Consider the following 20,311-nt stretch of genomic DNA (forward strand, 5'->3'; position numbering starts at 1 on the left):
GCAAGGCCGTGCGTCAGCGCTTCTTGCGCCAGGCGCGGAGCTCCGCCTTCTTGTGCTTGCCCACCTCATCCAGCCGGGCCTGCCAGGCTTCGCGGTGGGGGCGCAGGGCTGCCGCCACGGCGCGGGCCACCACCAGGTTGCGGTACCACTTGGCGTCCGACGGCACCAGGTGCCAGGGCGCCTGCTGGGTGGACGTGCGGGCGAAGACGTCCTCATACGCGCGCGTGTAGTCCGTCCAGTGCTTGCGGTCCTCCCAGTCGCCCGCGGCGATCTTCCACGCCTTGCGAGGCTCCTCCTCGCGCGCCAGCAGCCGCTGCTCCTGCTCCTCCTGGCTGATGTGGAGGAAGAACTTGAGGACGATGGTGCCGTGCTCGGAGAGCAGGGTCTCGAAGTCGCGGATGTGCTGGTAGCGCGACCGCCAGAGCTTCTCCGGGACCAGGTTGTTCACCCGCGCCACGAGCACGTCCTCATAGTGGGAGCGGTTGAAGATGGAGAACTCGCCCTGGCGCGGGGCCTTGAGGTGCACGCGCCAGAGGAAGTCGTGCTCCCGCTCCTCCGTGCTGGGCACGCCGAAGGACGTCACGCTCACGCCGCGAGGATTGAGGCTGCCCACCACGTGCTTGATGGTGCCGTCCTTGCCGGCGGTGTCGCGCCCCTGCAGGACGATGAGGACGGAGTTCATCTTCGCGCCCCACAGCAGATCCTGAAGGTCGAACAGTTCCTCGCCCAGCGCTTCGAACTCCGCCTTGGCCGCCTCCTTGTCCTCCTTCTTCGGAGGCGTCGTGGAAATGCGCTCCAGCTTCACCTTCGCGCCCTGCTTGTCGTTGCGGATGATGTCCATGGTCCCTTCGCTCCTGATGTGTGCGCGGCAGCGTGCCTGGAGCGAAGGCGGATTCACACCGTTCCGGCGCGGACCGGGGCGGCCTCCGTCCAGTTTCCAGAATCTGGTTCTTGAATACAGACAAGGCGCCCCGTCGCACTGGCGAGCAAAGTCAGTCTTCAGAAATCAATTCCTCACAGCCCCCCATTTCGCCCGTCCAGCTTTCGTCCCCCGTCGCGCCGTTCCGACCCGACACATCGCGAGAGCCAGATGAACCGAACCCCCATCCCCCTGCCAACCCGCCTGCGTCTGTTGTCCGCCCTCGCGCTGCTGCCCTCGCTGGCCAGCGCCGCTTCAACCGCCGCCCCCGCTTTCGACCTGGAGCGGCTGAGCCTCAACCCCACGTCGCGCGCGGCGCTCGGCACGGCGGCGGGTGGCCTGCGCGAGCCCGGTGAGCTGCGCCTGTCCCTGGCGGCGCATTACGAGCGCTCGCCGCTCACGCTCTATCGCGATGGTGAGCGGAGGGACTCGCTCGTCGGGTCGCGCACGCAGGTGCAGTTGGCGGGCACCTATACGGTGAACAAGCGGTTCGAGGTGGGCGCCATCCTCCCCCTCATGGCCCACCAGGGGACGAACGGGTTCTCCAACGTCGGCATGACGTCTCCCTCTTCGTGGGGCCTGGGCACGCCGGTGCTACAGGGCCGGCTGGAGCTCCTGGATGAGGCGTCCGCGCCGGTGTCGCTGGCGGCGGAGCTGATGGTGGGCCTGCCCCTGGGCAACAAGGATTCGCTCCAGGGCAGCGGCGGCTGGGACGTGACGCCGCGCGTGTCCGCGGGACGCACGGTGGGGCCGGTGGTGCTGGGACTGGAGGCCGGCGTCCGGCTTCGCGACCGAACGGCGGTGGGCTCCAACGTGCTCGGTTCGGAGCTGCCCTGGGCGGCCACCATGGCCACCACGGGGCGCAAGCTGCGCGGTGAGCTGGGATTGCGCTCCGCGGTGCCGCTGACGGACAGCCCGGTGCCCCTGGAGCTGCTGGCGGGCGGCCGCTACACGCTGGGGTCCCGCATGGAGGTGTTCGCGCTGGGCGGCCCCGGCCTGGGTACCGCGCCGGGCACGCCCGCCTTCCGCGTGATGGCCGGCCTGTCTGTCTCCGCGCTCCAGGCGGTCCAGCCGGTGTTGCGTCCCCGCCTCGTCGAGGCCCCCGCCCCTGCTCCCGCTCCGGAGCCGGTGACGCCTCCGGTGGAGATGGTGGACGTGTGCGCCCCGAACCAGAGCCATTCGCTGGATCAGTGCCCGGACCTGGATGACGACAGCGACGGCGTGGCCAACGCCAAGGACCTCTGTCCGGTGGACCCCGAGGACCGCGACGGCTTCCTCGACGAGGACGGCTGCCCGGAGGCGGACAACGACGGCGACGCCGTGGCGGACGCGGTGGACAACTGCCCGATGGTGCCGGGTCCCGCGACGAACCAGGGCTGCCCGGCGAAGCAGAAGCAGCTGGTGGTCATCACCCATGACCGGCTGGAGATCCGCGAGAAGGTCTACTTCGCCTCCGGCAAGGCGCGCGTGCTGCCGCGTTCGTTCAAGCTGCTGGAGCAGGTGGCCAGCGTCATCAATGCCCACCCGGAGCTGAAGCGCATCCTGGTGGAGGGCCACACCGACTCGCGCGGCCGTCCGGAGACCAACCGGACGCTGTCCCAGCAGCGCGCCTCCGCGGTCGTCCAGTTCCTGGAGACGCGCGGCGTCTCAACGGTTCGGCTGATGGCCGTCGGCCGCGGCCCTGACGTCCCCGTCGCCTCCAACAACACCGCCTCCGGCCGTGAGCTCAACCGGCGCGTGGAGTTCCACATCGATCCGGAGCCCACCTCCGGCCAGGCCTCTCGCGACTGATCCGCCGTTCAATCCCTCTCACCCTTCCCTCTCACCTCACCCTCCTCTCTCCGGAACTTCCCATGTCGACCTCTTCCTATCGCCTCCTCGTGGGGGCCCTGGCCGCGCTTTGCCTGAATGCCCGCGCGACCGCCGAGGCCTCGCCTGTCTCCACCTCCGTGTCCCCGCGCCAGTTGGCCGCGACGCGTCCCGACGTGCCCCCCGCGGCGCCCGTCATCCTGACCCCCACGCTGGGGCTTCTCCTGTCCACCGCGCTGCCGTTCTACAGCGGCACCGCGGAGGCCAGGGCGAAGGTGACGCTCAGCCTGGATGGGAAGCTCGTCGCGACGGTGACGGCGGATGTGAATGGCCGCTGGAGCTACACACCGTCCCTGCTGGAGGTCCTGTCCAACGGCGTGCACACGCTGGTGGCGGTCAGCACCAACGTCGCGGGCCAGACGGGCCCCGCGGCCAGCGTGCAGTTCAGCATCCTGGCCCTGGGGCCGGAGACGGTCATCCTCAGCGGCCCGGCGCTCTCCACCGCGCAGCAGCAGGCGCGCTTCACGTTCGCGTCGTCGGCGCTGCTGGTGTCGTACCAGTGCGCGCTGGACAGCGGCACCTTCGTGGCGTGCGGCACCCCGCGCGACTACACGAACCTGGCCGAGGGTGAGCACCACTTCCAGGTGCGCTCCAGGGACCTGCTCGGGCTGCTGACGGACCCCACGCCGGCCACGTACTCGTGGACGGTGGACCTCACACCGCCGAAGACGACCTTCACGTCCACGCCGCCGGCGTACAGCAACGCCCTGATTTCGGCATTCGCCTTCAAGTCGTCGGAGACACCGTCCACGTTCACCTGCTCGCTGGACAGCGGCCCGGCCCTGCCGTGCGCTTCGCCGTACCTGGCGCTCCTGCTGGCGGACGGACCGCACACGCTGGCGGTCCGCGCCCGGGACGCCGCGGGCAACCAGGAGACGGAGCCCACGACCTTCAGTTGGACGGTGGACACGGTGGCGCCCGCGATTCCGCGGGTGACGTCTCTGACACCGGGCGCGACGGTGGTCATCTCGCCCTCGAAGGTGAGCGGCCAGGGCGAGCCCGGGTCGGTGGTGCACCTGATGATCGACGGCGTCCCGGTGGGCACGGCGGTGGTGGATGTCGCGGGCCAGTGGACGGTCGCGGTGCCGGGCACGCTGGTGGACGGGGTGCACCTGGTGACGGCGTCGGCGAAGGATGAGGCGGGCAACGTCAGCCTGCCCGCGACGGTGTCCTTCACGCTGGACAGCACGGGGGCGGACACGCGCATCGTGTCGGGCCCGCCGCTGTTCAGCGCCAGCACCAGCGCCGCCTTCGGCTTCACGTCGGAGAACACCGGCGCCACGTTCCAGTGCAACCTGGACTCGCTGCTGCTGACGTCCTGCACCCACCCGGCGGCGTACCAGGGCCTGGGTGATGGCGTGCACGTGTTCAGCGTGTTCGCCGTCGCGCCCAACGGCCTGCCGGACCTGACGCCGGCCGTGCACACCTGGACGGTGGACACGGTGGCGCCGCGGGTCTCGCTGGTGACGTCACCGCCGCAGGTGCTTGCCGGGACGGTGGCCTCGTTCGGCTTCGAATCGAATGAGGTGCTGGCCACGTTCCAGTGCAGCGTGGACGGGAGGGAGTTCCAGGCCTGCCTGGCGAACATCACGTTGGAGAACCTGCTGCCCGGGACGCACACGATCCAGGTCCGCGCGGTGGACGCGGCCGGCAACATCGGCGTCGCGGTGAGCTACACGTGGGAGATGACGCTGGCCGACGGTGGCACCGGCACGGATGGCGGCACGGGCACCGGCACGGATGCGGGCGGCACCACGGACCCGGACCCGGGCACCGGCGGTGGCCAGACTCCGGACGACTCCGGACTGATTGGCGAGCTGCTCGGCGGAGGCCTGGGCTGCGGCGCCACGTCCCCTGCGCCGGCCATGTGGGTCGGCGCGCTGCTCGCGGGCCTGATGGCGCGCGCCCGCCGCCGCAAGTCCTGAGCGTCCCCCTTCGCAAAGCCATACCGCACACGAAGCGGTCCATCGCGGTGACACGAAGCGGGGGGCGCGGTGTTCCCCTCCCATCGCAGCAACCGGGAGGGGAACACATGGCAGGGCATCGATTCATCGCGAGCACCCTGGGCGCCTTCGCGCTCGCCGGGCTCGCGGGCTGCACCGACACCGCGGCCTCCGTGGAGGCCACCGCCGAGCCCGCGACGTCCCAGGCGGAGCTGGCGTCCGTGGCGCAGGCGGCCGCCGGCAGGAAGCACTTCCAGGAGGCCCTGCCCGGCACCAACGGGCGCTCCTGCGCGACGTGCCACGTCTTCGCGGACAACACCGCGCTCACGCCCGAGCACGTGGAGTCCCTCTGGGCGCGCAACCCCGCGGATCCGCTGTTCAACCGCATCGACGCGGATGACCCCACCGCCCCCGTGCCCACCTACGAGCACCTGAAGAAGGGCCTGGTGCGCGTGGTGCTCCCCCTCCCCGCAAACATGGACGTCATCGACGTGCAGGGGAACGTCATCACCGCCCCGGACCGCAAGGTGTCCGTCTGGCGCGCCGTGCCGAGCATCGCCGACACCGGCTTCTCCGGCCCCTTCCAGTTCGACGGCCGCGAGACCGACCTCGTCACCCAGGCCCAGAGCGCCGTCACCAGCCACAGCGAGGGCGGTACGGTGGCGCCCGCGGTGCTCCAGCGCATCGCCGCGTTCGAGCGCAGCGTGTTCAGCTCCCCGCGCGCCCGCTTCGTGTCGGAGTTGCTGGAGCGCGGCTGGCCGCTGAGCGCCATCCCGGATCCAGACGCCCTGCTCCTGCTCGACGCCTCCGAGCGGCGCGGACGCGACGTCTACAACCTGGCCTGCGAGGCGTGCCACGGCGACCGCACGCGCAACCGCATCGTGAACCGCGCCACGCACGACGCGCTCTTCTACGCGCTCAAGCCCGACGGCAACATCCAATACACCATCACGCCCGGAGGCACGCCCGAACCCGTGCGCGTGCCCCGCCCCCACAGCGAGTTCCTCAACGCCGGCTACGCATACATGACCTACCTGGGCCAGCGCGGTGTCGTGCCCCTCTTCAACACGTCCGTCGACTTCCCACAGTATCGCTTCCGCTTCTACACGGACGGCACGCGCCAGCACGCCGTCACGGACCTGCCTCCCATCCCCGTCACCGCGAGCGGCGACCCGGATGACATCAACCCCGCGCTGGATGAGAACGGCGCGCCCATCGTGGGCCCGGCGCTCGCGGCGCAGTGGTACTCCACCGACCCCGGACGCGCGCTGATCAGCGGCGACCCCGCGGAGTTCGAGGCCTTCGACGTGCCGTCCCTGCGAGGCATTGCCCGCACCGCGCCGTACTTCCACGACAACAGCCACGCCACGCTCGCGGAGACGGTGGACACCTACAGCCGCTTCATCCTCCCGGGCATCCCGTCCGTCGGCGCGCTGCCGGTGCACCCGCCCGAGTTCCCGGGCGGGCCGCCGGAGTCCCTCAGCCCCGCGCAGAAGAAGGATCTGCTGCGCTTCCTCCAGCGGCTGTGAGCGCGGGCGTTCAACGCCGCCACTCCAGCTCCGGGGCCGACACCCGGGGCGGAGGTGGCAGGAAGGTGTGCGCCAGTCCCCGCAGGCCCCGCGCGAAGAACTCCTCGCGGATCCACTGGGACAGCGCCGCCGCCTCGCCCTCGTGGCCGGGCGCCAGCCGGAAGGTCGCGTGCCACTCCACGAAGGTCTGCCCGGTCGCCGTCACCGGCGTCACCCGCAGCTTCGCCACGAAGTCGCGCACGGGCAGCGGGCCCTCCACCATCTCGTACGCATAGCTGCGCGCATGCGTGTCGTAGGCCAACCGCGCCTCCAGGTACACCTCGCCGTCCCGGGTGGTGAGCCGGCGCAGGGGGCCGGAGTCGGGGCGCGTCACCCGCTCGCTGGAGACGACGCCCGGGTGCCAGCGCGGAAGGCTGTCAAAGCCTCCCACGCGGTCCCAGACCACGTCCGCGGGTGCCTGGATGAGCTGACTCGCATAGGCCTCGGCCATCAGTGCCTCACGTCGTTCGTGCATGGACATGTTCAAGAAGGGGTTCCATCCCGAGGGCGGCCATCAGCCCTGGAAGCCCTCGTAAAGCCATACAGTCAACGGACCGGGTCCCCCACCGCATCGCATCGCATCCATGCCGCCCCCCATGTCAGGCATTGAGGCGCGTGATGTGGAGCAAGGGCAGCGGAGTCGGAATCGTCCAAAAGGGCTGTTGTAAGCGCTCCGCATCCCGGGTCAGTCTGCGTGTGGCCCCGCGATCACCGGCCCACCTGGGGGGACTCGCCCTCCAGGGCATGGGCTGGCGGGATGTGAAGCATTGTCCCGGCATGGCTGTTGAAGGCGCATGGCGCATGCCCCTTGCCGAGGAGATGCCCGATGACCTCCGCTTCCATCACCGAGTACGAAACGCGTCTCTACTGGCAGGGCGACCGGGGTGCGGTGCTGACGAGCGACCGTGCGCCCCCCGTTCCGATTGGCCGCCCGCTGTGCGGCCAGCAGGGCGGGCCCGAGGATGGACGGTGGGACCCGGAGGCGCTGCTGGTGGGCGCGGTGGAGGGACGCACGCTGCATGCGTTCCTGGACGGGGCCCGGGAGGCGGGCGTGGACGTGCTCTTCTACCAGAGCTCCGCCACGGCCCGGCTGGTGAGCGGGGGCCCTGAAGAGGCCGCCCACTTCACCGACCTCATCGTCCGGCCGCACGTCGCCGTGGCCAGTCCGAGGGAGGCGGAGGACGCGCGCCAGGTCTTCGCGCGGCTGCCGGCGCGCTGCTTCCCCAGCTCCATGCTCCAGCTCACCCCGCGCATCGAGCCGGTGGTGGAGGTCTGGGCCCACGCCCGTCGTGAGGACGCCACCGGGGCTGTCGAAAACCACGCAGCCGCGCCTCAAGAGGTGGACCCGGCGGTTCCCTGGGGGAGCGGCATGCGCAGTGTGGAAGCACATGCCGACGAATCCACAGACGAATCCGCCCACGAAGCCGGTGAAGGAGCCGGAACCGAAGCCCACGCCTGAGATTGAACCGCCCCGGCCGCCCATGCCGGAGAAGGATCCACCGCCGGGCGAGCCCAAGCGCCGGGAGCCGCCTCCGCCCCAGCAGGATCCGGAGGTGGAGCCGGGCATCCAGGACCCACCGGCGCACGACCCCAACCATCCGGGGCCGCCGACGATCATCGCGTGAGCGCCCGCGCGCAGCGGCCGGTACCGCGAGGCGGGAGGGCGCCTGCCCGCCTCGCGGAGCTCCACGCCCCAGACCCACCTGGAGTCCACGCCCGTTCACCCGAAGAGAATGGCTTGCACCTGTTCCTGGACGTTCGTCCAATGTCTGCGTTGGACGGCTCCAGGCGGCGACGTGGACGATGCATGGAGGATGCAGGAAACCGTAGACTGAGGTGCGCTCGTCGCGCGCCATGCTCACGCCCTTCTCGTCCCAGCACCTGGTCCGGATCCTCGCAGTCGCCGCCGCGTGCGCGGTGCTGATGGGGCTGGTCGTGGTCTGGAGTGAAAGCCAGTCAGCGGGCGTCCGCATTACCCTGGTGGTGGCGAGCGCGTTCGTGCTGGCGGCGGTGGGCGCGGTGGCCGCGCTTCGCGCGAGGGCCCGGAGCGATCGCGAGTGCGCCCGGCTGCTCCACCAGGCGGATGACGCGCGGGCGCTGCGCGACGCGGTGATGGACATCACGCCGGTGGGCTTCGCGTTCTACGACCGCGACCTGCGCTACGTGCACGTCAATGCCGCGCTCGCCGCGATGAACGGCCTGCCGGTGGAGGCGCACCTGGGCCGCCACGTCGCGGAGGTGCTGCCGGCGCTGGGCACGGCGCTCGCGCCCCGGCTCGCCCGCGCGCTGGAGTCGGACACGCCCCTGCAGGACCTCAGCCTCCAGGTGGAGACGCCCGCCGCGCCCGGCGAGACGCGCTTCTGGTTCGGGAGCTACTCGCGCGTGCGCGGCTCGGGCGGCGCGGTGCTGGGGGTCATCGCGTCCCTGTCGGAGGTCACCGAGCGGATGCGCGCGGAGGCGTCCCTCCAGGAGCACGAGGGGCGCCTGGACGTGCTCACCCGGTCGCTGCCGGACTACCTGTGGGGTGGCAAGCTGCGGGACGGCGTGTTGCGTGACTTCTACTGCACACCCGTCGTGGAGCGCACCACCGGCTATCCGGCCAGCGCCTTCACCACCGGCGGAGGCCCGGAGGGAACGCCCTCGCCGCTGTGGGCGGAGATGATCCACCCGGAGGACCGGACGCGCTACCGCGAGTGCATCGAGTCGCTGGCGCTGGCCCCGAGCACGGAGGTGGAGATCGAGCACCGCATCATCTGCGCGGACGGGCGCGTGCGCTGGGTGCGCAGCCGCGCCGCGGCCTCCGGCCTGGATGACCGGGGCGGCGTGCACCTGGGCTGCGTCGTCACGGACGTCACCGACCGGCGCCTCGCGGACGACCTGCGCCAGCGCTTGAACGATAGCTTCCGCCGCTCCGCGACGGAGTGGCGCCGCACCTTCGACGCGGTGTCGTCGCCGCTGCTGGTGCTGAGCGCGGAGGGCATCATCCACCGGCTCAATGAAGCGGCCCGCGTGCTCTTCCGGGAGGCGGACCCCTCCGGCCAGCCGCTCGCCGTGACCGCCGGGGCGCCGCCCTGGTCCAGCGCGGGACCGCTGGTGGAGGAGCTGCGCGCGACGCACGGCAGCACCAGCCGCCAGGTGCACGACGCGGAGTCCCACCGCACCTGGGAGGTGTCGGCCGCCTGGGTGGACGAGAAGGCCAGCGAGGATCCCCGCATCATCCTGGTGGCCACCGAGGTCACCCGACTGCTGGAGCTGCAGGCCCACGTGCGCCGCAGTGAAACGATGGCCGCCATGGGCGCCATCGTCGCGGGCGTGGCCCACGAGGTGCGCAATCCCCTCTTCTCCATCTCCGCTGTCGTGGACGCCATCGAGGCCACCTACGGCGCCCAACCGGAGCTCAAGCCCTACCTGGACGTGTTGCGCGGAGAGGTGCGCCGCCTCACCCACCTCACGCAGGAGCTGTTCGAGTACGGCCGTCCCACCCGGGGCGAGTGGACGGATGGCGCGGTGGGCGCGGTGGTTTCCGAGGCCCTGTCCGCCTGCATGCTCACGAGCGACAAGGCGGCCGTGAAGCTCGAGCGCGAGGTGTCCGACGCGCTGCCCCCGGTGCGCATGGACGCGCGCCGCCTGTTCCATGTCTTCCGCAACGTGGTGGAGAACGCCGTGCAGCACTCCCCCCAGGGCACTACCGTTCACGTGACGGCGGAGGCCGTGGAGGAGGCGGGGCGCCCGTGGGTGCGCTGCACCGTCCACGACGGCGGTCCCGGCTTCAAGAGCGAGGACCTGCCCCACGTCTTCGAGCCTTTCTTCAGCAAGCGTCGAGGCGGGACCGGCTTGGGGCTGTCCATCGTCCAGCGCATCCTGGAGGAGCATCAGGGGCGCATTCGCCTGTCCAACCACCCCCAGGGAGGCGCGGAGGTGACCATCCTGCTGCCCGCCCTGTCTTCCGCCGTTCACACCGGCCCAACTCCGCAGTCACAGGTGTCATGACTCGCACCCGCATCCTGCTCGTGGACGACGAGCCCGGCGTCCGTCTGGGTATGAAGGGCTACCTCACCCAGCACGGCTTCGACGTGGACGAAGCCACCAGCGTGGCCGAGGCCCAGGAGGGCTTCCGCACGCACCGGCCCGACGTGGCCGTCATCGACTACCGCCTCCCGGACGGCACGGCGCTGGAGCTGTTGCCCCGGCTCAAGGAGCTGGACGCGGCGGTGCCCCTGGTGGTGCTCACCGGGCACGGCTCCATCGAACTGGCGGTGCAGGCCGTGAAGGAAGGCGCCGAGCAGTTCCTCACCAAGCCGCTGGAGCTGGCGGTGCTCAAGGTGGTGCTGGAGCGGCTCGTGGCCCAGCGGCGCGAGCGGCAGCGGCTGCTGGCGGACCGCTCGCGCGCGGTGCGCACGCAGGTGGATCCATTCCTGGGGAACAGCCCCGCCATCCGCGCGCTGCGCGACCAGGCGGAGCGCGTGCGCGACAGCGACAGCCCTGTGCTCGTCACGGGCGAGACGGGCAGCGGAAAGAGCGTGCTCGCGCGCTGGCTGCATGAGGGTGGACCGCGCAAGGAGGCCCCCTTCGTGGACCTGAACTGCGCGGCGCTGTCCAAGGACCTGCTGGACTCGGAGCTGTTCGGCCACGAGAAGGGCGCCTTCACCAGCGCGGTGGCCGCGAAGCAGGGCCTGCTGGAGGTGGCGGACCGGGGCACGCTGTTCCTGGATGAGATTGGCGACATGGACGTGGCCGTCCAGCCCAAGCTGCTCAAGGTGCTGGAGGAGAAGCGCTTCCGGCGCCTGGGTGACGTGAAGGACCGGCGCGTGGACGTGAGGCTCGTGGCCGCCACGCACCAGGACCTGCAACTGGCAGCGCGGGAGAAGCGCTTCCGAAGCGACCTGTACTTCCGCATCAGCACGCTCATCCTCCACGTGCCGCCCCTGCGCGAGCGCGCGGAGGACGTGCCGGTGCTCGCGAGCCACTTCCTGGCGGAGATGGGCGCGCACCGGGGCCGCGGCCAGGTGGAGCTGGAGCCCGACGCGGAGCGGGCCCTGATGGCCTACAGCTGGCCGGGCAACATCCGCGAGCTGCGCAACGTGCTGGAGCGCGCGGTGCTCCTGTCCGGCACGTCGCGCCTGTCCCGCAGCGCCCTGCGCTTCGAGTCCCTGCTGCCCGCGGAGGAGCCGCTGGGCGAGGACCTTACGCTGGAGGAGCTGGAGCACCGCCACATCGAGCGCGTGCTGGCCCGCGAGGGCGGCCACGTGGAGCGCGCGGCGACGAAGCTGGGCATCTCCCGCAGCTCGCTCTACGCGAAGATCAAGGGTTGGCAGCACAAGGGGGGCTGACGGCGGCCCACTCGACCTCCTTGCCCATACGCCCTAGGGTCCGCGCCCACGATGAGCCAGAGCCTGACCCTGCTTGCGGGCCCCGACGCCCTGCGCATCCTCCGGGAGCGCGGACTGCGTGCGGAGGACGTGGACATCCTTCCGGGCGCTTCCGGTGGCCCGAAGTGGCTGGGGCTGGAGGGAATCGACCGCGTCCTGTTCGGCGAGTTCCTCCAGCAGCCTCGCACCCGGCCGCTGCATCTCATTGGCAGCTCCATCGGGAGCTGGCGGCTCGCGTGCCTGGCGCAGAAGGACCCGGTGGCCGCGCTCCGGCGCTTCGCGGACGCGTACCTGGAGCAGCGCTATCCGCCCAAGCCTCCCCCTTCGCTGGTCAGTGAGAGGAGCGCGACGATCTTGGACTCCCTCCTGGGGCCGGACGGCATGGAGGAGATCCTCACGCACCCGTGGGCGCGGCTGCACGTGGTGACGACCCGGTGCAAGGGATTGCTGGCGGCGGAGCGGTCCAACGTGCAGCTCGCGGGCTTCGTGCTGGGCGCGCTGGCGAACGCGGTGAGCCGCCGGACGCTCGGGCTCCACATGGAGCGCGTCATCTTCCATACCGCTGGGGATTCGAGCCCGTTCGCGGGGCTCAAGGACCTGCCGTCCGTGCACCGTCCCCTCACCCGCGACAACCTGCGCCCGGCGCTCATCGCCTCGGGCTCCATCCCGATGGTGCTCGCGGGCGTCCATGACATCCCGGGGGCGCCGCCCGGCACGTACCGGGACGGCGGCGTCGTCGACTACCACCTGGACGTCGACTACGGCACGGGCGAGGGGCTGGTGCTCTATCCGCACTTCTACCCGTACGTCGTGCCCGGCTGGTTCGACAAGTCACTCAAGTGGCGCCGCGCGGGGCCGCTCAACTTCCGGCGTGCGTTGATCATCACGCCGTCGCCCGCGCACCTGGCGCGGCTGCCCGGTGGACGCATCCCGGACCGCTCGGACTTCACGCAGATGCCAGTCGACGACCGCATCCGCGCCTGGAAGCAGGTGCTGACCGAGGGCGACCGCATGGCCGATGAGCTGCGGGAGCTGATTGCCTCGGGCCGCATCGCGGAGCACGTCCAGCCGCTGGGCTGATTACGCACGCCGCTTCAGGCGCTCCAGTTCCTCGCGCAGGGCACGGTTCTCCGTGCGAAGCGTCTGGAGCTCGGAAGACACCGGACGCAGCATCTCGTCCAGCTCCGCCTCGGTGAACCGGGGCGTGATGTGCTGGGGACAGTTCCAGTCGAAGGCCTCGACCCGGAGCACGAAGCCGCGCTCCACCTTCGCGCCGTACCCGGGGACCTCCAGACGCTCCAGCGTGGCAGCGTCCGTTTCGCGGGTGATGACGGACGCGTGCGCCAGGACCTTCAGGCGCGCGCGGTTCGGGTAGTCCACGAAGATGAGCGCGACCCGGTCGTTCTCGCTGACGTTGCCCGCGGAGATGTACTGCTTGTTCCCCCGGTAGTCCGCGAAGCCAATCGTGTGCGGGTCCAGCACCCGGACGAAGCCCGGCGGGCCGCCCCGGTGCTGGATGTAGGGCCAGCCGTTCGCGCCAAGGCTGGCCATGTAGAAGCTGTCACGCTGGGACAGGAACTCCGCCTCGTCGGGCGTGAGCGTGTCCGGCGTGTCCCCTTTCCTCTCCATCCGCGCGTAGGCCGCGCGGCTCCCGTTCCGCTCCTGGAGCGCCTTCACCGCGGGCGTGAAGGCGAGGCTGGCGAATCGACCCATGGCTTTCTCCCTTGATGCACCACGTATATCCATGGGGATGTGCTGAAATAATCAGCCGGTCAGACAAGACTCTATTGCCGACTCCGCAAGAATCATGGACCAGCTCTTCACGCTCCGGACGTTCGTCGCCGTCGCCAGGCAGGGAAGCTTCACGGGCGCGTCCCGCCACCTCCGCATCTCGCCCTCCGTGGCGACGCGGGCCGTCGCCCAATTGGAGGAGCGGCTCGGGCTCGCGCTCCTCACGCGCACCACGCGCTCCGTGCGCCTCACCGAACGGGGACAGATCTACCTGGAGAGCTGCCAGCGGCTGCTGGAGGACCTGGACGAGGCCGACCGCCGCGTCCGCGGAGAGAACGCCGAGCCGCGAGGCGAGCTCCACCTCTCCGCCCCCATCGTCTTCGGACGGCTGCACGTCCTGCCCGTGGTCCAGAAGCTGCTCGCGGCGCATCCGGCCCTATCGGTCCGCATGCACCTGTCGGACAGGACCCAGCACCTGGTGGACGAAGGCATCGACGCGGCCGTCCGCCTGGGGGAGCTGAAGGACAGCAGCCTCATTGCCCTCAAGGTCGGCACCGTCCGCCGCGTGCTGGTGGCCAGCCCCCAGTACGTGAAGCAACGCGGAACGCCCCGCTCGCCCGCCGAGCTGAACCGCCATGAGCTCATCGCCTTCGAGAACCTCGACTCGGCGAACGAGTGGCGCTTCGGCGAACGGGAGCAGCCGGTGCGCATCCAGCCCCGCCTCATCCTCAACAGCGCGGACGCGGTCATCGCGGCGGCGGAGCAAGGCGCCGGCATCGCGCGCACGCTTTCGTACCAGGCAGCGGACGCCGTGCTCGCGGGGAGGCTGATCCTGCTGCTTGGGACGTTCGCGCCACCACCGGTCCCGGTGAGCGTCATCTACCCCGGCCGCCGCAGCGCCTCCGCCAACGTGGGCGCGTTCGTCCGCACGGCGCGCAGCCACTTCGAGGAGCACCCGCTCCTGCCCGTCGAGGCGTGGCGCCCGCCCAGGCCCACGGGTGGCAAAACCAGACGCTGAAAAAGCGAAAGGGCCCCGGCGTTTCCACCGGGGCCCTCTCTCAAGTTGCGGGGGCAGGATTTGAACCTGCGACCTTCGGGTTATGAGCCCGACGAGCTACCAGGCTGCTCCACCCCGCGTCACCGTGACGCGGTACTGCGACTCTCGCTTTGAACACCCGGGGTCGAAACTTTCATTTCGACCCCGGGCTTATCAAGTTGCGGGGGCAGGATTTGAACCTGCGACCTTCGGGTTATGAGCCCGACGAGCTACCAGGCTGCTCCACCCCGCGGCGAGAACGAGAGGGTAAGTACCGAAGCCCCTCGCTACCGTCAACACCTATCTCGGCGCCCGCTCGCATTGTCGCGATGAGCGCCGAGATGGCGTGACGTCACTACTTGCCCAACTTGCTGAGCAGATCCGCGAAGGTGCCGAAGCCCTTCTTGCCGGCGCCCTGCGGCTGCTGCGTCTTCTGCCACGCCTCGACCTCGGCGCGCTCCTCCGCGCGGATGGCCGCGGGGATGGACAGGCGGATCTTCCCGGAGGCGTCGATGTCGATGATCGCCACCTTCAGCTCCTGGCCGATGGAGAAGTGCTTGCGCATGTCCGTGCCGCGATCCGTGCCCGTCTCGCTGGCCGGGATGAGCCCCTTGCCGCCCGGGAACGCGAGGAACACGCCGTAGGGCTCCAGCCGGTCCACCTTGCCAACGACGACCGCGCCCACCTTGGGACGGGGCGCCGCGGGCTCCTTGGGAGCGGACGGGGCCTGGGCCTCCTTCGCGGGACGCTCCTCGGGAGGACGCTGGGCCTCCTCCTCGGAGATGCGGCGCAGGCCGATGCGCTTGTCATTGGGGTCGATCTTCTCGACGGAGACCCAGATGACCTCGCCTTCCTTCACCGCGTCGCGCGGGTGCGCGATGCGCCGGTCGCTCAGCGCGGAGATGTGCACCAGGCCATCCACGCCCGGGCGCAGCTCCACGAACGCGCCGAAGGGCTGGAGCCGGACGACCTTGCCCTGCATCCGGTCGCCCTCCTTGATCTCCTCCAGCGCCTTCTTGAACGGATCCTCCTGACGCGAACGCAGCGACAGGGTGATGCGCTCCTTCTGCTTGGACTTGTCCGGGGAGTTGGGCTGGCCCTCCTCCATGCGGAGGATCTCCACCTCCACCTCGTCGCCCTGCTTCACCACGTCGCTGGGGTGAGCGACGCGCGTGTAGGAGAGCTCGGAGACGGGGATCATGCCCTCCACGCCGCCCAGGTCGACGAACACGCCGAAGTCGCGCACGCCGGAGACCTTGCCCTTGACCGTCTTGCCCACGGCCAGGTTCTTGCGCGTCTCCGTCGCCAGCCGGCGCTGCTCGTCCTCCAGCAGCGAACGGCGCGACAGCACGACGTTGCGGTCGCGCACTTCCGTCACGCGGAACTGGAGCTTCTCGCCGATGAACTGATCCGGCTTCTCCACGAAGCGGATGTCCAGCTGGCTGATGGGGCAGAAGGCGCGCGTCTCGCCGATGGCGACTTCCACGCCACCCTTGTTCACGCTGAGGACCAGGCCCTCCACCGGCATGCCGGAGGCGCGGGCCTCCGCGAGCATGGCGAAGGACGCGTTGCCCTTGGCCAGGGCGCGGCTGAGCATGATGCCCTTGGCGCCCATCTCCACGACGTGCGCCTCCAGGCGGTCACCCACGCCGAAGCGCAGGATGCCCTCGTCGTCCTTGAGCTCGCGCAGCTCGATCATCGCCTCCGACTTCGCGGAGCCGTCCAGCGACACGAACGCGGTGTCCGCGCCCAGCTGGAAGATGGTGCCGGCGACCTTCTCGCCCACGCGCACGCCACGGCGGCCGGGAGCGCCACCGTCCTTGACCTGCGCCTCGAACATGTCCGCGAAGGACTCGGTCTCCGGGACCTCGTCGTACAGCGGGCTGGACGGCGCGGGGGCCGGCGTCACCGGACGCGGGGCAGGAGCCGGCGTGGAGGCCGCGGAGGCCTGCGCGTCGGCGCCCGTCTGCTCCGCGGTCGCGGTCGCCTCGGCGGGCTTCTCACCCTCCAGGGCGCGCGTCTCGATGGAGCCCGAGGCCCGCTTCACGACCACCATGGGGCCGGACGGACGGCGCTCGCCGCCGCCTCCGCCACCACCCCGGCGCTCGCCGCCACGGCCACCGCCGCGCTCGCCGCCACCGCGGGGCGCGTCGCCCTGGGGACGGGGCTGCGACTGGGCGTCGCGAGGACCGCGATCACCGCGGCCCGGCCCGCTCTTCTCATCGCGGCCGCCACGGCCACCGCCGCGCTCGTTGCCCTGGCCCCCCGAAGGGATGCCCAGCATCACGTCGCCAAACGTGGCCTTCGGCTTCTTGGGACCGAAACCGCCAGGACCGCCCGAATTTCCGCCGCTCTTCTCGTCGCTCACTGCCGAGACCTTCCGTTGACGATTTCCGACCCGGGACTTCCTTGAAGTCAGGGCCTATTGAAAAAGGCGGCGCACTCTACACGTGCGCCATGTCCGGAGGAAGCCGCATGCGGCCATCCCCTTCACAAAGGGCCTCCTATCCCAACGGAAAGGGGCCTGTCCTGCATTCCGTTTGAGCTCCCAGACATCGCCTGGAGGGCAGCCGTCCCGCCGGGCGCCGCGCCGCGTCTACCGGGCGAGCCCCAGCTTCCGGCCCACCTTCCGGAAGACGGCGCCCGCCTCCGGAACACCCAGCGCGGCGGACACCGCGAAATAGACGACGCCGAAGGGCACCGCCGTCGCCATCAGGCCCAGCACCGGGTGCAGCCGGGGCGGCACCAGCAGGGTCCCGCCCCACTCCGCCGCCACCCCGGGCATGGGGCCCAGGAGACCGGTGAGCCCCTGTTTGACGGCCAGGGCCACGAGCCCGCCCACCACCGCCGCGCCATACAGCCGGGGCAGCAGCCCCGAAGGCAGGCCCACGGGCCCCACGATGGAGCGCAGCTTGCGGCGCAGGAGCGTGCTCTCCACCCAGGCGACGATGCCGCTGGACAAGGTGAGGAACGCCGCGCCCAGCTCCCGGGGCAGGCCCAGCCGCTCCGGCAGCCACAGCGCCAGGAACCAGGCCTTCACGGTCCCCAGGGCCACGCGCACGATGGCGAAGCGCAGGGGCGTCTTCGGATCCTTCAGCGCGTAGAAGGCGGAGGCGTAGAGCCGGCCCACGGTGGACGCCACCAGGCCCACCGCCGCGCCCATCAGCAGGTACCAGAGGTAGCGCGAGTCCGAGGCGCCGAAGCGGCCCGTCTGGAGCAGCGCGCCGCTCACCAGGTCTCCCAGGAAGAAGAGCGCGACAGCGGAGGGCACCACCCAGAAGGCGATGCGCCGCGAGCCCGCGTCGATGCGGCTTCGCAGCTTCGTGTGCGCCTGGGCCTCCCCTTCCGCCGTGGCGCGCGCCATCTCCGGCAGCTCCGCGGCGGACACCGCCATGCCGAAGAGGCTCACCGGGATGAGGTAGATGGTCTGCGCGTAGAGCAGCGAGGACAGCGCGCGGTTGGAGATGAGCGACGCGAAGGCGGTGTCCACCCACGCGCTGAACTGCACCACGCCGCGCCCCAGCACCACCGGTCCGAAGTTCTTCAGCACCTGGCGCACGGAGGCACTCGCCAGCGACAGCACCGGGCGGAAGTGGCCCAGCAGGCGCATCACCGTGGGCACCTGCACCGCGAACTGGAGGAAGCTGCCCAGCACCACGCCCCAGGCCAGCCACTCCGTCACGGCCTCTTCCGCGGCGCGTCCCCCCGCCGTGCCATGCAGGCTGCCCACCACCAGCAGCGTGGCGATGATGACGACGTTCCACACCACGGGCGCCAGGTACGACAGGAGGAAGCGCCGGTGGCTGTTGAGGATGCCCAGGCACCACGCGCTCAGCACCAGGAAGCCCGTGCCCGGGAAGAGGATGCGCACCAGCCGCACGGCCAGGTCGCGCTCGCCGCCCTCGAAGCCTGGCGCGATGAGGTCCACGAACAGCGGCGTGGCCAGCATGCCCAGCGCCACCATCACGGCGGTGGCCATGGCCAAGAGGCCGAACACCGCGCCCGCGACCCGGTCCGCCTCGTCCGCGTCCTTCTTTCCCAGAAGCTGGGCGTAGACGGGGATGAAGGAGCCCGACAGCACGCCTTCGCCGAAGAGGTTCTGGAGGAAGTTGGGGATGCGCAGCGCGGCCTTGAAGACGGCGGCGGCCTCCGCGTTGCCGAGGTAGTGCGCGAAGACCCGCTCGCGCACCAGGCCCATCAGGCGCGACGCCAGGATGCCAATGCCCACCAGCATCGCGCCCCGGCCTCCCGCGCTGCGTTCAGGGCTGGACGGAAGAGGGGCGGCCGGAGAGCCGGCGGGAGGAGGCGAGGCGGGTGCGGGGGCGGTCACGAAGGGGCGGACTCTACGTCCGGCGTTCTTCGGCATGCAGCAGGAAACCCTTCGACCGCTGTTTCACTTGACGGTCTCCCCACGGGTTGCGAGGGTCCGCCCCCAATGGCCGGAAAGTCCGACACCGAGCGGTCCGACGTCGCGCGAATCCGCGCCGTCCTGGCGCGCGAACTCGAGACCATCAACGAGTACGAGGCGTTCGCCGAGGACTCCTCCCACCCGGAGGTGAAGGCCTTCTTCCTCCACCTGGCGGCGGAGGAGAAGGAGCACGTGTCCGAGGCGACCCACATGCTCCGCATGCTCGACAAGGGTCAGGACGCGCACTTCGCCAAGCCCTTCGTCCCCGGCCACTTCCAGGCCGCCGTGGGGAATGTCCCCTCGGAGCCCGCCCTGCCCGCCGCCGAACCCGTGCGCGCGGCGCCTCCCGCCCCGGCCGCGGTGGGCCGCCTGGCGAACGAGCCCCTGACGTCCCTGCCGCCCCAGCGCCTCATCTATGGCGTCCCCGCGCCGCCGCCTTCGGCCAACGGCCATCCGCTCACCATCGGCAGCCTGCGCCGCGGCGGTGGAAGCGGCGGCTCCGGTGGCGGTCGTTAGAACCCTTTCGTTTCCTGCCTTCTCCTCTCCCCTCCTCTGCCGCCGCTCGTGACGGAGACACCGATGCCTGACTTCCTTGGACATGCCGAGAACCCGCTGCGCGAAGAGGAGTGGGCGCGCCTCAACGAGACGGTGATCCAGGTGGCTCGCCGTTCGCTGGTGGGCCGCCGCATCCTGGACATCTACGGGCCGCTGGGCGCGGGCGTGCAGACGGTGGCCTACGACGAGTTCCAGGGCGTGTCCCCGGGCGCGGTGGACATCGTCGGTGAGCAGGAGACCGCGATGGTCTTCACCGACGTCCGCAAGTTCAAGACCATCCCCATCATCTACAAGGACTTCCTGCTGCACTGGCGGGACATCGAGGCGGCGCGCACGCACAACATGCCGCTGGACGTGTCCGCCGCCGCCGGCGCCGCCGCGCTGTGCGCGCAGCAGGAGGACGAGCTCATCTTCTACGGCGACCAGCGCCTGGGCTACGAGGGCCTGATGACGGCCAACGGCCGCCTCACCGCCACGCTGGGCGACTGGACGGCGCCGGGCGGCGGCTTCCAGACCATCGTGGAGGCCACGCGCAAGCTCAACGAGGCCGGCCACTTCGGCCCCTACGCCGTGGTGCTGTCGCCGCGCCTGTACTCGCAGCTGCACCGCATCTACGAGAAGACGGGCGTGCTGGAGATCCAGACCATCAGCCAGCTGGCGGCCGACGGCGTCTACCAGTCCAACCGCCTGCGCGGTGAGTCCGGCGTGGTGGTGTCCACGGGCCGGGAGAACATGGACCTGGCGGTGGCCATGGACATGGTCGCGGCCTACCTGGGCGCCAGCAAGATGAACCACCCGTTCCGCGTGCTGGAGTCGCTGCTCTTGCGCATCAAGCACCCGGACGCCATCTGCACGCTGGAAGGCGCCGTCCCCGCCGCTCCCCCGGCGCGCCGTTAATTCGCGGTCCCGCGCG

16 protein-coding genes and 2 tRNA genes are annotated in these 20,311 nt (G+C 70.8%); 11 read left to right on the forward strand and 7 right to left on the reverse strand.

Going from position 1 to position 20,311, the window contains the following annotated elements:
- Nucleotides 1-13 precede the first annotated feature (13 nt).
- Nucleotides 14-841: a PPK2 family polyphosphate kinase gene (locus tag ACX114_RS22395; RefSeq protein ID WP_459287622.1), complete on the reverse strand. Its 828-nt coding sequence runs from the start codon at nucleotides 839-841 to the stop codon at nucleotides 14-16.
- Between the two features lie 249 nt (nucleotides 842-1,090).
- On the opposite strand from ACX114_RS22395, the gene ACX114_RS22400 reads away from it, so the two are divergent.
- The 3 genes from ACX114_RS22400 (at nucleotide 1,091) to ACX114_RS22410 (ending at nucleotide 6,260) form a co-directional block, all read left to right on the forward strand.
- Nucleotides 1,091-2,710 (forward strand): OmpA family protein, encoded by a 1,620-nt coding sequence (locus tag ACX114_RS22400; RefSeq protein WP_459287624.1) that lies wholly within the window; start codon nucleotides 1,091-1,093, stop codon nucleotides 2,708-2,710.
- 62 nt (nucleotides 2,711-2,772) lie between these two features.
- Nucleotides 2,773-4,713 (forward strand): Ig-like domain-containing protein, encoded by a 1,941-nt coding sequence (locus ACX114_RS22405; protein ID WP_459287626.1) that lies wholly within the window; start codon nucleotides 2,773-2,775, stop codon nucleotides 4,711-4,713.
- A 107-nt stretch (nucleotides 4,714-4,820) separates the two neighbouring features.
- On the forward strand, nucleotides 4,821-6,260 hold the full coding sequence (locus ACX114_RS22410; protein ID WP_459287628.1) for a cytochrome-c peroxidase: 1,440 nt from the start codon (nucleotides 4,821-4,823) through the stop codon (nucleotides 6,258-6,260).
- Nucleotides 6,261-6,270: 10 nt separating this feature from the next.
- Here ACX114_RS22410 and ACX114_RS22415 read toward each other — a convergent pair whose 3' ends face one another.
- Entirely contained in the window at nucleotides 6,271-6,774 is a 504-nt protein-coding gene (locus ACX114_RS22415) for an SRPBCC family protein (RefSeq protein ID WP_459287630.1), read from the reverse strand.
- 351 nt (nucleotides 6,775-7,125) lie between these two features.
- Between ACX114_RS22415 and ACX114_RS22420 the strand changes: the two genes are divergently transcribed.
- The 5 genes from ACX114_RS22420 (at nucleotide 7,126) to ACX114_RS22440 (ending at nucleotide 12,748) form a co-directional block, all read left to right on the forward strand.
- Nucleotides 7,126-7,758: an OsmC family protein gene (locus ACX114_RS22420; protein ID WP_459287632.1), complete on the forward strand. Its 633-nt coding sequence runs from the start codon at nucleotides 7,126-7,128 to the stop codon at nucleotides 7,756-7,758.
- Nucleotides 7,727-7,924 carry a hypothetical protein gene (locus ACX114_RS22425; protein ID WP_459287633.1) on the forward strand — a complete coding sequence of 66 codons (198 nt, stop codon included), beginning with the start codon at nucleotides 7,727-7,729 and terminating at the stop codon, nucleotides 7,922-7,924. Before ACX114_RS22420 ends, ACX114_RS22425 begins: the two co-directional genes overlap by 32 nt.
- Nucleotides 7,925-8,153: 229 nt before the next feature.
- Nucleotides 8,154-10,289: a PAS domain-containing sensor histidine kinase gene (locus ACX114_RS22430; protein WP_459287635.1), complete on the forward strand. Its 2,136-nt coding sequence runs from the start codon at nucleotides 8,154-8,156 to the stop codon at nucleotides 10,287-10,289.
- Nucleotides 10,286-11,629: a sigma-54-dependent transcriptional regulator gene (locus tag ACX114_RS22435; protein ID WP_459287637.1), complete on the forward strand. Its 1,344-nt coding sequence runs from the start codon at nucleotides 10,286-10,288 to the stop codon at nucleotides 11,627-11,629. The genes ACX114_RS22430 and ACX114_RS22435 overlap by 4 nt, the downstream gene beginning before the upstream one ends.
- A 51-nt stretch (nucleotides 11,630-11,680) precedes the next feature.
- Nucleotides 11,681-12,748, forward strand: coding sequence for a patatin-like phospholipase family protein (locus tag ACX114_RS22440; protein WP_459287639.1), 1,068 nt, complete (start codon nucleotides 11,681-11,683; stop codon nucleotides 12,746-12,748).
- Here ACX114_RS22440 and ACX114_RS22445 read toward each other — a convergent pair whose 3' ends face one another.
- On the reverse strand, nucleotides 12,749-13,381 hold the full coding sequence (locus ACX114_RS22445) for a pyridoxamine 5'-phosphate oxidase family protein (RefSeq protein WP_459287641.1): 633 nt from the start codon (nucleotides 13,379-13,381) through the stop codon (nucleotides 12,749-12,751).
- A gap of 94 nt (nucleotides 13,382-13,475) precedes the next feature.
- Between ACX114_RS22445 and ACX114_RS22450 the strand changes: the two genes are divergently transcribed.
- Nucleotides 13,476-14,417: a LysR family transcriptional regulator gene (locus tag ACX114_RS22450; protein ID WP_459287643.1), complete on the forward strand. Its 942-nt coding sequence runs from the start codon at nucleotides 13,476-13,478 to the stop codon at nucleotides 14,415-14,417.
- Between the two features lie 45 nt (nucleotides 14,418-14,462).
- Here the strand turns inward: ACX114_RS22450 and ACX114_RS22455 are convergent.
- The 4 genes from ACX114_RS22455 to murJ form a co-directional block, all read right to left on the reverse strand.
- Nucleotides 14,463-14,536, reverse strand: a tRNA-Met gene (locus ACX114_RS22455).
- A 78-nt stretch (nucleotides 14,537-14,614) separates the two neighbouring features.
- Nucleotides 14,615-14,688: transfer RNA gene (locus ACX114_RS22460), tRNA-Met, on the reverse strand.
- A gap of 102 nt (nucleotides 14,689-14,790) precedes the next feature.
- A complete protein-coding gene (locus ACX114_RS22465; RefSeq protein WP_459287645.1) occupies nucleotides 14,791-16,803 on the reverse strand; it encodes a S1 RNA-binding domain-containing protein in 2,013 nt (670 codons plus the stop codon).
- Between the two features lie 228 nt (nucleotides 16,804-17,031).
- Nucleotides 17,032-18,669, reverse strand: a complete 1,638-nt coding sequence (gene murJ, locus ACX114_RS22470) for a murein biosynthesis integral membrane protein MurJ (RefSeq protein ID WP_459300242.1) — start codon at nucleotides 18,667-18,669, stop codon at nucleotides 17,032-17,034.
- Between the two features lie 201 nt (nucleotides 18,670-18,870).
- Here murJ and ACX114_RS22475 point away from each other — a divergent pair, with 201 nt between their 5' ends.
- Nucleotides 18,871-19,359: a ferritin family protein gene (locus tag ACX114_RS22475; protein WP_459287647.1), complete on the forward strand. Its 489-nt coding sequence runs from the start codon at nucleotides 18,871-18,873 to the stop codon at nucleotides 19,357-19,359.
- A gap of 63 nt (nucleotides 19,360-19,422) precedes the next feature.
- Nucleotides 19,423-20,295: an encapsulin nanocompartment shell protein EncA gene (encA, locus tag ACX114_RS22480; RefSeq protein WP_014397288.1), complete on the forward strand. Its 873-nt coding sequence runs from the start codon at nucleotides 19,423-19,425 to the stop codon at nucleotides 20,293-20,295.
- Nucleotides 20,296-20,311: the final 16 nt, after the last annotated feature.

Source organism: Corallococcus sp. M7, assembly GCF_054512695.1.